At 43.3% G+C, this 12475-nt stretch carries 11 protein-coding genes; 1 reads left to right on the top strand and 10 read right to left on the bottom strand.

Annotated features, from left to right (window positions below; all coding sequences use genetic code 11):
• The first annotated feature begins 28 nt into the window (after positions 1-28).
• Entirely contained in the window at positions 29-1459 is a 1431-nt protein-coding gene (locus tag BED41_RS13400) for a lipopolysaccharide biosynthesis protein (protein ID WP_229712317.1), read from the top strand.
• A gap of 60 nt (positions 1460-1519) precedes the next feature.
• Here BED41_RS13400 and BED41_RS13395 read toward each other — a convergent pair whose 3' ends face one another.
• From BED41_RS13395 to BED41_RS13345, 10 genes are all read right to left on the bottom strand, one after another.
• Positions 1520-2629, bottom strand: a complete 1110-nt coding sequence (locus BED41_RS13395) for a DegT/DnrJ/EryC1/StrS family aminotransferase (RefSeq protein ID WP_066747337.1) — start codon at positions 2627-2629, stop codon at positions 1520-1522.
• Positions 2630-2709: 80 nt separating this feature from the next.
• On the bottom strand, positions 2710-3705 hold the full coding sequence (locus BED41_RS13390) for an NAD-dependent epimerase/dehydratase family protein (protein ID WP_066747334.1): 996 nt from the start codon (positions 3703-3705) through the stop codon (positions 2710-2712).
• Positions 3702-4667, bottom strand: a complete 966-nt coding sequence (locus BED41_RS13385; protein ID WP_066747331.1) for a hypothetical protein — start codon at positions 4665-4667, stop codon at positions 3702-3704. The genes BED41_RS13390 and BED41_RS13385 overlap by 4 nt, the downstream gene beginning before the upstream one ends.
• A gap of 9 nt (positions 4668-4676) precedes the next feature.
• Entirely contained in the window at positions 4677-5381 is a 705-nt protein-coding gene (locus BED41_RS13380) for a WbqC family protein (protein WP_066747328.1), read from the bottom strand.
• A 96-nt stretch (positions 5382-5477) separates the two neighbouring features.
• A complete protein-coding gene (gene rfbA, locus BED41_RS13375) occupies positions 5478-6362 on the bottom strand; it encodes a glucose-1-phosphate thymidylyltransferase RfbA (RefSeq protein ID WP_066747325.1) in 885 nt (294 codons plus the stop codon).
• Complete coding sequence (rfbB, locus tag BED41_RS13370; protein WP_229712315.1) at positions 6359-7429, bottom strand: dTDP-glucose 4,6-dehydratase; 1071 nt, start codon at positions 7427-7429, stop codon at positions 6359-6361. The genes rfbA and rfbB overlap by 4 nt, the downstream gene beginning before the upstream one ends.
• A 967-nt stretch (positions 7430-8396) precedes the next feature.
• Positions 8397-9089: a hypothetical protein gene (locus BED41_RS13360; RefSeq protein WP_157102362.1), complete on the bottom strand. Its 693-nt coding sequence runs from the start codon at positions 9087-9089 to the stop codon at positions 8397-8399.
• Positions 9090-9958: 869 nt separating this feature from the next.
• Positions 9959-10720 (bottom strand): plasmid pRiA4b ORF-3 family protein, encoded by a 762-nt coding sequence (locus tag BED41_RS13355; protein ID WP_066747317.1) that lies wholly within the window; start codon positions 10718-10720, stop codon positions 9959-9961.
• A gap of 32 nt (positions 10721-10752) precedes the next feature.
• On the bottom strand, positions 10753-11532 hold the full coding sequence (locus tag BED41_RS13350; RefSeq protein ID WP_084002468.1) for a YdcF family protein: 780 nt from the start codon (positions 11530-11532) through the stop codon (positions 10753-10755).
• A 26-nt stretch (positions 11533-11558) separates the two neighbouring features.
• Entirely contained in the window at positions 11559-12407 is an 849-nt protein-coding gene (locus BED41_RS13345; RefSeq protein WP_157102361.1) for a BRO-N domain-containing protein, read from the bottom strand.
• Positions 12408-12475: the final 68 nt, after the last annotated feature.

The raw sequence follows: 12475 nt of genomic DNA, 5'->3' as shown, positions 1-12475 counted from the left end.
AGTCATTAACTCTACAATATTTATTTCTTTGATTTGGAAATATCTTGAGCGTACAGGCAATCAGGCTGTCCAGTTTATTGTCCAGATTATCTTGGCGCGACTGTTGTCCCCTTCTGATTTCGGTGTCATTGCATTATTGCTAGTTTTCATTAATTTTGCACAGGTTTTTGTACAGAGTGGGTTTAATACTGCACTTATACAAGCTAAAGTAGCAGACGAGTTGGATTTTTCTTCGGTATTTTACTTAAGCCTTGGTGTAGCTAGTGTACTTTATGTTGCCTTTTATTTTTGTGCTCCGATGATAGCCGTATTTTTCAAAATGCCGCGACTTATTGTTACGTTACGTGTCATTTCGATTATCCTTTTCTTTGGAGCAGTTAACTCGATTCAGAATGCAGTTGTTGCTCGTGAGTTTAAATTTAAACAATTATTTTATAGCAGTTTAGGATCGATGGCTATTTCTGGCACTATTGGAGGTTTTATGGCATATAGTGGTTATGGTGTGTGGGCGTTGGTCTGGCAGCAGATATTAAATCAGTTTTTTTTGTGTGCTATCATGTGGGTTACGGTTAAATGGAGACCTAAACGTCTTTTTTCTTTCGGACGAGTTGTACATTTATTTTCTTTTGGTTGGAAACTGTTGGTCTCTGCATTGCTTGATACAGGTTACCGTGAAGCGCAGAGCTTGGTAATTGGCAAAATGTTCTATGCCTCAGATCTAGGGTTCTTTAGTAGGGGACGTATGTTTCCGCAGGTGGTGATTGGAAACATTGATGGTTCGATACAGACAATAATGCTTCCTGCACTTTCGCAAATGCAAGATGATCCATTGAAAATTAAGGATATGATGCGTAAAGCCATTTCTATGAGTGCATTTATTATATTGCCCCTAATGGCTGGTATGATTGCTACGGCAGAGCCGTTAGTTCGCATTGTCCTTACCGATAAATGGTTACCCTGTGTGCCGTTTATGCAGATTTGTTGTATCAGCTTTATTTTTTATCCTATTCATACTTCAAATCTTACTGCCATAAATGCGGTTGGCAGAAGTGATATATTCTTGAAATTGGAAATAATAAAAAAAGTAATAGGGATAACCGTTTTAGCTGTAGCAATAATTTTCTTTCGGTCGCTTATTGCTATTGCTTGGAGCGCGGTCTTAAGTGGAATAGCTTCAACGTTTATAAACGCATATCCTAATAAAAAACTCATAGGCTATACTTATCTTGAACAATTAAGAGATGTTATGCCATCTTTTCTACTTTCAATTATAATGGGAGTATGTGTATATATAGTAGGTTGTATTGCAAACGTTTCGATTTATATTTTGTTGCTGTTGCAGATAATATGCGGGATATTAACATATACTACCTTGGCGATCTTAGCCAAGATTGGGAGTATGGACTATCTCACCAAACTCTTAATTTCGTCTTTTGTTAAGAATAAATATAGAGTTTAGCAAGTTATTAGGAATATTACGTTGACAGCTATATGCGAACTTTATAATTTCTCTCTTCTTCTACTTTTTGCAGCTTAATATGACTTCACAAATCTTATCTACATCACCAAATGCTAAATCAGCATATAATGGCAAAGTTAATACACGTTCGCTGATCTGTAAAGCTATCGGTGTAAGATAGGGGGTGTACTTTCCATGAAAGCAATCAAAAGAGTTCGTCAATGGGTAGAAATATTTTCTTGCTCCAATGCCATTCTCAGCCAATTTTCTGAAAACATCGTTTCTAGTTGAGCCAAAAACTTCTTCATTAATAACAATGGGGAAATACGCATAGTTCTGCTGCACATCTTTTTGGGCAGGATTCAATTGAATGCCATCGAATCCTGATAATTGACGCCTATATCTTTCTGTAACAGCCTTGCGTTTTGCGATTTCAATGTTGATGCTATGTAAATTACATAGACCCATTGCGGCACAAAACTCATTCATCTTGGCGTTTGTTCCTATACTGTCAACCGTCTCTTGGTCACGAATACCAAAATTCTTAAGGCGGTATATATTGAGCCCAAAATCATTGTCCTTAAAACAAACGGCGCCTCCTTCAATTGTATTAAAAACTTTAGTCGCATGGAAACTAAAGCACGATACATCGCCATAGGAACCAATTCCTTTTTTCTTATATCGAACCCCAAAAGTATGTGCGGCATCATAAATAATCTTTAACCCGTATTTTTTTGCGATGCGTGCTATTTCCTCAACATTACATACATTACCATATACGTGTACCGGAACAATTGCGCATGTTTTATCTGTAATCAGAGATTCTATTTTTGTAACGTCTATTGTGAAATCAATCGGATTTATATCGCAGAATACTGGTTCCAGGTTATTTCGAACAATAGCATGAGTTGTGGACGCGAACGTGAAAGGGGTAGTAATAACTTCTCCCTGCAGTTTTAACGCTTGTATGGATAATTCTAAGGCCATATGCCCATTAGTTAGTAGGTCGATGTTCTCTACATCAAGATAGTTTTTTAGTTCTGCTTGCAAGCGCTTATGTTTAGTCCCCATATTCGTAAGCCAATGAGTATCCCATATATCTTTGATTTCCTCAATATACTCGTCTATATCTGGCATCGATGAACGGGTCACTAGGATCTTATGTGACATAAAACCTTATCCTTTCGTGTTAGATTGCGAACTAACTATTAATCATAAAAAGAGCCATAATAGAATCTATACATAAAACTCTACTCTTCACGCAATTCTTTAAAACGGTTAATTTCCATTTCAGCCTTATAATTTTCAAAAAGCCGAAGGCAGTCATATTTTGGTTCATACCCAAGTTCCATTTTTGCATTCTCAACATCCATTAGGAACCCGCCACCTGCCGGTTTTTCAGGGCAATATATGATCTTAGAAGGATGATCTTTCGGTGAAAAAACCTTTATTATTGTTTCAATTTGTTCTTTTAAAGTAACTGGGATGCCAGTGCCAACATTATAAAACCCTTCATTTCTGTCAACTTCAACTGCCCTGCAGATCATCTGTGCGCAATCATACACATGAACCATATCTTTTGCGTAGTTAGGGTTTCCCCAAAGTTCTATTGGTTCACCTCTTTTGGCCAAATCGATCATACGATAAACTGGGCGTATCGTTTTCTTTCCATTGGGATGGTAATAATGATATGGGCTATAACTATAAATAGTGGGGAAACGAAAAATAAACTTTTTCAGGTTATATTCCCGATAATAATGTTTAATAAATTCTATGGCAGTGTTTTTAGTTATTACATATACTGCATGATCACCCTCATAGCTAAAATTATATGGAATATCGGGTTTCAGTACTACGCCGTCTTTTGCTGAAAGAGATATGTCAAATACTGTTGTTGAAAATAAAATCCTGTCCGCATGTGTTTTCCTACAATATTCCAGAACATTGTAGGCACCAATTATATTAGATTTTATATATTTATCTGGCTGATATCCAGCCATATAAGAAGGAATTTGAGCGGCTAGGTAAATCACAGCAAAGATATTGTCATGCGGTAATATATCAAAATCTTCCGCTTTTGAAATGTCTACGGGGTAGTAAGGAATGCCTTCTTTCATAAAAAAGTCAGTTTTTCTCCTGCCTGAAGCGATTACTTCATATTCTTGTGATGGGAAATATTCACGTGCGTATTTCAATACGTAAGAGCCTACGTTACCAGTTGCACCAAAAATTATAATTCTTTTCATTTAATTCCCTCCTGTAAAAAATAGTCTATAGTGTTGGCAATATAAAGCATGTCTTGCGTTGAATAACGTTGATCGCAAGGCAATGGAAGAATATTATCAGCAAAATAATATTCATAACTTTCACATTTTTCTGTTTCTAATATATTTGGCCAAAGAACTGGAACATATATATTTTTTTCTTTCAATTTAGTGCGAAGGTAATTCCCATTGTTTATTAGAAATGGATACATATATGGACCAACTATAGGTTTTTGGGTTCTTAGTAAATTATTTTTCCCTATGGTGTTATTCAAAGTACAGTAATTTTGATTTCGAATATTCTTTATATAATTATAATCAATATTTCGCAAAATATTTTGTGTAATTTTTGACATATAACGGATTTCAATTGTATCAAGTCTTTGCTCATTTTGCCGAAAGGCCGGATAAAAGGTGCTGGCGTCCACTTCATATCTCCCAAAGAGAAACGCCATCCGATCATAAGAAGTATCCACTTCAATATGTTCGTCTATCCTAGAATCAGTTATTAAATATGCTCCATCAGCAACACCGAAAAATTTCCTGCATGTATAAATTGTATCAATTCCCGTTATTGCGCTTTCAAAAAATGCTTGAGAATTATCAATGATTACTCTATATTTGCACGCAAGTTTGGTAACGTAATCTGTATCCAATAAACCATAATAATTAACGATATATAAGTATGTTCCTTCATCGAATTCCTCTATGCCAATCGGTTTTAATTCCCGATTTATGAAATAGTAAGTGATACGCACTCCTTCATTTTTGCACACATTTGTTACGGCAGAACATATAAAACGTGGCATAGCAATATGTTTAATTTTTTTTGCACGAATCAAGTATCGTAGGCAATTTCGCCCGGTATTCAATGGAATAGCATTCTGATGGTAGTGTTTTCCAGTATAATGTTCAAATTCTATATAACCACCATATTCTTTCATTAGATTCTCCTAGTTTTCTATAAGTGTGTAATCATTCAAGAATCTTTTTATTTTCTCTGTATCATTAAACATCATGATATCTAGTATTGATAAATTACTTTGGAATTCATTTCTAAATTGTCTATACTCTATATTGTTTGTCTTTAGGAATTTGAGGCGAATACCGCAATTAGCGAAATCCGTAAAAGAATATAAACTTTGACCTCCGATAGCGTTATAGTACTCCGTTGCCCCTAAAATTTTACAAATAGCTAATACTTTATCTTGTGCTTTTAAGCTACAATCTTTATTCAAAGAAGACGATACAACAAATTCTGTAGTTATATCCAAGTAATCACAAATCACATAGAAAGAATCTGTTACATATTCTGCAATATTGTCCTTATTACATTTCAAAATTTTCTCAATCAGAGGATATACTTTATTGTAATACGGAGCTTTTTTATATGCTGCTTCAATAATCCTTAAATTTTTATTTATTATTTTATTGTCATTGTTGACGCGAACTTCTTTGATGAGCTTATACGGACTGGCTCCAAACATGGGGACATTAAAATACATTGGATTGCCATCCATCAATATTCTATTTCTATTGATCCAGCCCCCCTTGATAAAATTTACATCGTCGTAAATCACATACTTATCGACAGCATTTATCAGCTGCCAATAACCTATGTATGGAATAAAGTAGGGTTGCATAATTCCTAATTTCATATAATCACCAACACAGACTATTTGCGTTATTTATAATAACAGAATTGGTATTGTACATTTGCCCACGTATTGGGCCATATTAAAGTAGTCATAGCATCAGTTCCTGGCGTTTTCATATGCCTGTTTTAAAAGATATTTTCCATAATCTGTTTTTGAAAGAGGAATAGCTAATTCTCCCAAATGTTTCGCCGTTATCCACCCTAACCCTAATGCGATTTCTTCCGGACAGGAAATCATAAGTCCTTGGCGTTTCTGTATTATCTGCACAAAATTGGCGGCCTCGATCAGGCTGTCATGAGTGCCGGTGTCGAGCCAGGTAAAGCCGCGGCCGAAGACTTCGACTTTTAGCTGTTTTTTTTCGAGGTAGACTCTGTTGAGGTCGGTTATCTCCAGTTCGCCCCTTGGCGATGGCTTGAGATTTTTCGCTATCTCCACGACGTTGTTGTCGTAGAAGTAGAGGCCGACGACGGCGCAGTTTGATTTTGGCTTGGCCGGTTTTTCTTCAAGGGAGATTGCGTTGCCCTCGGCGTCAAATTCTACTACGCCGTAGCGCTCAGGATCATCGACTGGGTAGCCGAAGACGGTGGCACCCGCCTCATGAGCGGCAGCCTCTTGGAGCATTCTTGTCAGGCCGCGGCCATAGAAGATGTTGTCTCCGAGCACCAGGGCGCAGCCGTCGCCGTTGATGAATTCTTCGCCGATGATGAAGGCCTGGGCCAGCCCCTCCGGCTTTGGCTGCACGGCGTAGGATATCCTAATGCCCCACTGTGATCCGTCTTTCAGCAGGCGCTGGAAGGATTCGCTGTCTTCCGGCGTGGTGATGACGAGGATGTCGCGGATGCCGGCGAGCATCAGCGTCGAGAGGGGGTAGTAGATCATCGGTTTATCATATACCGGCATCAGCTGTTTGCTGACTGGGATGGTCAGCGGCCAGAGGCGCGTGCCGGAGCCGCCGGCGAGTATTATACCTTTGGTGATCATTCCTGCGTCCCTCCCAATCCGAGCCGTTCGCCGCGGTATTTCCCACTTAGTATATTTTCAATCCATATCTGATTGTTCAAATACCATTCAACCGTCTTACGGATGCCGCTTTCGAAGGTTTCCTGCGGCTGCCATCCGAGTTCTCGCTTTATCTTTGAGGCATCGATCGCATAGCGGCGGTCATGGCCAGGGCGGTCTTTTACATATGTTATCTGTGATTCGTATTTCGCGCCACCGGCCTTTGGACGTATTTCATCAAGTATGGCGCAGATTGTCTTTACAATCTGGATATTCTGCCGCTCGCAGTTGCCGCCGACGTTGTAGGTTTCTCCCGTTGTTCCCTTGAGCATTACAGTGTGCAGGGCGCGGCAGTGGTCTTCCACGTAGAGCCAGTCGCGGACATTTTTACCGTCGCCGTATATCGGCAGAGGTTTTCCCGCGAGGGCGTTGTGAATAATGAGAGGGATCAATTTCTCCGGAAACTGGCGCGGACCGTAGTTGTTGGAGCAGTTGGTCGTCAGCACGGGAAATCCGTAGGTGTGGAACCAGGCACGCACGAGATGATCCGACGACGCCTTGGAGGCGGAGTATGGCGAGTTGGGCGCGTATGGCGTATCTTCCGTAAAATAGCCGCTGTCGCCCAGGCTGCCGTAGACCTCGTCGGTTGATATATGCAGGAACCGGAAGTCTCTCTTTTTCTCATCGTCCAGCGTTTCGTAATATTTACGCGAGGCGGAGAGCATGGAAAATGTCCCGTTGATGTTGGTCTCGATGAATGCCGCTGGGCCGTCGATAGAGCGGTCGACATGGCTCTCCGCCGCGAGGTGGAAGACCGCGTCTACGCCATATTTTACAAGTGTTTCGTATACCAGCGCCGTATCGCAGATATCGCCGTTTACAAAGGCGAGGGATTCAGTGGGAATGCCGTCGAGGGAGGCTTTATTTCCCGCATAGGTCAGCTTGTCGTAGACAACGACCTTATCGCCCTTTGAGGCGAGGTAGTGCGCAAGGTTGCTTCCAATAAACCCCGCTGCTCCGGTTAGGAGATAGATTTTTTTATTTTTCACTAACGCATCCGTCCTCGCGCATAGTAATTTTTACTCTCCCACGATTATAACATAATAGTTGAGAATTTTATGTGTCTGTAGTTTTAGTGCGTAGTAAACACTTCAATAGCGGTCGGAATGGGCAATGTTGAAGATTATTCCACGAGAAAGGTTAGTTTTGCTACCATATAAGTTTGGAATTGAAACTCAACGTTATAATTTTTCTGCAAACACGGTGTGCCGGTAAAGGCGAAGAGATAAAACCGCAGGGGCTGAGCAATTAAAGACGCTTGCTACCGGGTTCTCTTCTCTGGTGTGACTTATATTTAGAAGAATGACAAAGATTTTTTAATGCGTCCAGTTTTTATATATGTTACAAAGCCGGCAGGCACGCTGTGTCAGAGGCATGCATGCCGGCTTTGGTTGTGTGAAAGTGGATCAGTAGAAAGAGACTCCGCCGTCTCTGCCAACGCATATGTTGTTGGGGTATCCGCTTACGATACACAGGTTTTTGCTCTGGTAGCCATGGCATAAGATTTTGTCAATATATTTATCGTAATCGCTGCCGTATGCTCTGACCGTATAGACTATAAATTTCTTAGCAGGATTATCGATTTTAAAGAGCATGCTGTTGTTGGGGATATCCCCTCCTCTAGCGTGGTATACCCATACGTTGCTGCAGGAGGAGCCTATTGTGTCGTAATCGTAAACAATTACAGGCGCGCATGACGACAGCGCCGTCATCATGACCCAGTTGTAGTTGGACTCAGCGCCGAAGTCTATTCCTTGGTTCTCTCCCAGAACCTTGTTGTTTCCAGTTATTGGGTTTTCGTATAGGCCTTTTCCAATGGAGATAGGCCCATTAATAGCTTCTTGCAGGGAAAATCCTCAGGAAATATCCCCGGTACCTTCGATTAATTGAGGAAAGATCGCGGTGGCGGGAGCGTGGTACATATTCACATTGCAGAAGAGCATTCTTTGATCCCCTTTATGACGGAAGTCCGTCCAGCGTTTTTGCAAGTTCGTCGATCAGTTTCTCATAGGAGTCACTCTTCTCAAAATCCGCGGTGAATTTGTTTATATAGTTGGGATCGACGAATAGGTAATCGTCCGAGTAGAATTTGAAGTCTATCGTCTGCCGGCTGACTTTTTCGCAGTTGGTCTTCTGTACCCATCCAAATTGCTCCAGCTTGGTGTGGTAAAGTGAGATGGTGACGATGGGCATTCCCATGAGAGATTCACAGATAAAGAGCAGATGCGCGATCTCTTTGTCAGTTTTCTGTTCGGAGAAGCCGTCGCTTATCTTTCCTCCGATTCTGGCAAGTGCCTTTTGGGCTATCGCCATACCGCCTCCCGTGATGCCCGGGCCCAGCACGGCTCCGATGATAGAAGTGTTTAGCGACACCTTCGTGGAGTCGGAGTGGTAGGAGCGCGCCTTTGAACCCATTGATACGAAGAAGCCGCTGGATGAGATCATTTGCTTTACCGCGTCGTAATCGTAGAGGCTGAATTTTTTTCTTGCCAGTGCGGCGGTCCATGCGCCGAAGAATACCCTCACCTTTTGAAATGTCTCCCTGACTGCGGGGGCGACGTCGTATGTCCCCTTTGACGTGGTGACGGCCATGATGTGTCCTTTTTCATCGAAGGTGTAGTATCTGTCGATGCTATCTATGTTCGTCACCGTCGGATGCGAGGTATTTTTTGTACATGTCTCTGTACTTTTCCTGCTTCATCATGTAACTGCGGCGTTTTTCGCTAAAGTTCCCGTAATCGTTGGTATTCATCTGTTGATTCCTCCCGTTTTATTTTTTGCTGCGTATCGTCTTTGTGTTGACCGGACGACGGATCTCTAAAAAGTTTGTTTGCGGATCTGTGCCGCGTTATGTATAGAGAATAGCGTCCATTCGCCGCCTCTATGCGGAGCGTGTTAGGCTGTTTGTGTCAGCTCTGACGCGACCCATCCGTATATATTTGCAAGGGCCTCATTGTTGATAATGCCGATTTGACTATAATAATATCTGCATTGTAATTTCGGGGCTTAACCTTGTCAATAGCTTAAATGTACCTATTATGAAAATTTTATTTAACAAATGTCTGCCAATATCTCAAAAAATGAATCGGTTTCCGAAGAGTTCTGCCACACGGCATACCTTAAAGCGTTGGCAGAGACAGGAAAGAACGAACCCATTTAAATGGTACGAGGCCATTATCTTGGCATATGAAGGATGTGCTTTAAATAATGGCAGCTTATGGATGAATCCGGCCGTGTATGTTTCCGCCGTGAGAATGCAGTCATACATAAAAGAACTGTGTGCGGCGGCATTCGCCTTGAGCCGCTATCCATCCTTTGGATTGTTAGTAGGATTGAGCAATAGGCCAGGGTGCAATATTTCACGGTCTAATACAAGCTGTGTCAGTTATAATATTCAATTCAAGAAAAATCCGCAAGCGACAGATTTTTCTTGAATTGGTCATATTACTATTTTAGCACTATAATGTTTTGCAATGAAAATTCGTCGCAATATATTTCATTGCCGCGCCGCTAAAGGCCTATTGTAGATATTTTCGCGTAAGTATATCCCATGAGCGTTTAGTCGGTTCAAGGTCGTACTCATAGATGTCGGCGTAGATGCGCGGCACTTTTTTGAGGCGAAAGTTCATATCGTCGATATCGAATGCGGAGAGGTCCAGGCTGTCGATTCCCATCCATTCGCGGAGTTCTAGGTATCTTGGTCCCTTTTTCTTCTTGAATTCCGCGGCCAGCTCTTCCAGCCCGTATGGACCGCCGCAGTCTTCAATGATGCCGTACCCCTCGCCCTCCAGTACTCTCGGCAGCTCTTTGGCGGGGAGTTCGCTTTTGCGGGTGATCTCTTCCAGTACGATCGATATCGTCCAGCCGTCGCCGTAGTCGTAGCTGAAGGTCATGACGTCGCCTGGGTTGGTGATGACTCTGCTGACCGTCGTTTGGATGGCGTCAACGAACTTTTCCTCTTGTGGTTCGTAATAGTCAAAGGAGTTTTCGTCGATTATTTCTACGCGCCAGTTTTTATCTTCTGGACTAAATAAGCTTTTGATATCAAAGTCTCCAGGGAGATCTTTAATTGATTTATCTTTTCGTACCGCCTTGATAAGGTTGTCCATAAAGGGAACGTCAAAGCGAAAGAGATGGCTGGCCTGCATCTCGAACATGGTCATAATGATGTAGCCCAGCCTTGCCATAGAGATGCTGTCCGCCGTTTGAAAGCGCCTCCAGATTTTGGGGGTGTATTCGCAAAGTTCCGCGTAAAACTGGTAAATCGTCCGTGTTACCATTTGAAATCAGCTCCTTAGCATGTTTTAAATTTTTATCTTTTTACGAGTCCGATTATCTTGTACGCCGCGATGCCGACCCATTCCTTTATGCCGAGGCAGGAGGCGTTTAAATCACTGCTGTTTGGCAGGAAGGAGGAGAGGCCGCGGATTACGGGGTCCGTCAGCCGTCCGCCGGGGAAGGGGTAGATTTGCAGGTATGGCATATGCAGGGCGGCCATTTGCATCGAGCGTGGCATGTGGAATCCGTTGGTGACGATTATCACGTGGTTGAGTCCCTGTTGCCGGATGATATTGACGCTTTGCTTCATGTTTTCCGCTGTGGTGCGGGACCATTTTTCGACGAGGATGCGGTCTTCGTATCCCATGACTTTTGCGGCGTCGCGCATGGCTTCGGCCTCGGAGCGGTCGTTGGCGCCGAAGACGTTGCCGCCGGACATGATGAGCACGGAGTGTTCCGAGCGGCTTTTTGCGAGTTTTACGGCGGCGTAGACGCGCTCCATTGCGTAGACTCCGGGCTGAACCGAGGAGCCTTTGTCGTCATAGGAGGAGCCTCCCGCAAGGACCAGGATCGCGGCGTCGGTGTTTTGCGGCGGAAGTTTTGCCTTGTATAATGTTTCCAGCGGGCCGGTGATCAGCAGCGCGCCTGCTGAGGTGCTCATGGCGCAGAGGATGAAGGCGAAGATACAGAGGGCGATTGATAGCCTCTTTCTGCGCGGCTCTCTCCATGCCAGCCAGGCCAGGAATAATATAATAAGCACAAACAGCCCCGGCGGGACGATCATGGAGCCAGCCAGCTTGTATAGTAGGAACATCTTATTTTACCACCGGCAGCGGGCTGTTATAGATCATCGTTTCCGACCTCGCCGACCAGCTCAATGATATGCGTAAAGTCCAGCGCCGTCTGTTTGGTTATGACTGATTTGCCGGTACGCGATTCCACAGCCCTTCTCGCTTCTCCGGCCGCCTCGCCGCCGGTTATCGCGACTTTGCGGTTTTCTTCGAAGGTTTCTGGCTTTACGCTTTTTGATACCTCAGTTGTCGTCGCCTCGGCGAGCATGTTCAGCACCAGCTCGAGGTCGCTCATGTTATCGCGGAGGTTTTCTTTTTTCAGCCCTTTAAAGTTTTTATATTGGCGCGTAGTCATTCCTGCCCACGCCTTGGTTATTTCATCGGTAAGGATGGCGTATTCGACGCCTTTTTTCACGCCGCGTCCCTCCCATTCCGCAGTGAGGTCGTTGCGGATTCGTATTGACAGCAGCCGCTGGTGTATCCACTCTTTTGTGTAGCCCTTTTTCAGATATGTCTCAAAGGCGCGGTCAATGGCCAGTTCTGGGTCTGTTGTCTCTTCAATGCGCTCCGTACCGACGCGTGCGAGCCAGAGTTTGAATGGTTCGGCTTTGGGAGAGGGAACCGACTGAATGATGCGGAGGAGCTGTTCCGTTGTGGCCGCGTCTGTCATACGCATTTTGCCGTCACCCGCCGGCATTTTCAACTGGTGACAGTTTGTCACCGTTTCATTACCCTCTTCTTTCAGACGCTGTTTTAGCTTATTCCAATATTTTCTGCCGTCAACGCTGCCTGTAAGTGCGCTTACGACATCAACAACAGAGAAGTACCATTCTTCCTCCGTCTCCACCCATACGGAACGGATTTTTTTGTTCTCAAACAGAGCTATTTTATCCGTCATTGTGGCAGCCTCCGCCATGTCATTCGTATCGCTGAATTTAGAAAAACGCCGGCCGCCAGAGATTTTTT

The sequence above is a fragment of the Cloacibacillus porcorum genome (assembly GCF_001701045.1).
Lineage (GTDB): Bacteria > Synergistota > Synergistia > Synergistales > Synergistaceae > Cloacibacillus > Cloacibacillus porcorum.
The sequence above is the reverse complement of the archived record's forward strand: the minus strand, read 5'-3'. Positions and strand labels throughout refer to the sequence as shown.

What these genes read in the sequence shown, in the direction of transcription:
- rfbA (WP_066747325.1), bottom strand. Translation starts at nt 6,362, where the DNA reads ATGATCACCAAAGGTATAATACTCGCCGGCGGCTCCGGCACGCGCCTC.
- BED41_RS13385 (WP_066747331.1), bottom strand. Translation starts at nt 4,667, where the DNA reads ATGAAAGAATATGGTGGTTATATAGAATTTGAACATTATACTGGAAAA.
- BED41_RS13350 (WP_084002468.1), bottom strand. Translation starts at nt 11,532, where the DNA reads ATGTTCCTACTATACAAGCTGGCTGGCTCCATGATCGTCCCGCCGGGG.
- BED41_RS13380 (WP_066747328.1), bottom strand. Translation starts at nt 5,381, where the DNA reads ATGAAATTAGGAATTATGCAACCCTACTTTATTCCATACATAGGTTAT.
- BED41_RS13395 (WP_066747337.1), bottom strand. Translation starts at nt 2,629, where the DNA reads ATGTCACATAAGATCCTAGTGACCCGTTCATCGATGCCAGATATAGAC.
- BED41_RS13390 (WP_066747334.1), bottom strand. Translation starts at nt 3,705, where the DNA reads ATGAAAAGAATTATAATTTTTGGTGCAACTGGTAACGTAGGCTCTTAC.
- BED41_RS13345 (WP_157102361.1), bottom strand. Translation starts at nt 12,407, where the DNA reads ATGACGGATAAAATAGCTCTGTTTGAGAACAAAAAAATCCGTTCCGTA.
- BED41_RS13355 (WP_066747317.1), bottom strand. Translation starts at nt 10,720, where the DNA reads ATGGTAACACGGACGATTTACCAGTTTTACGCGGAACTTTGCGAATAC.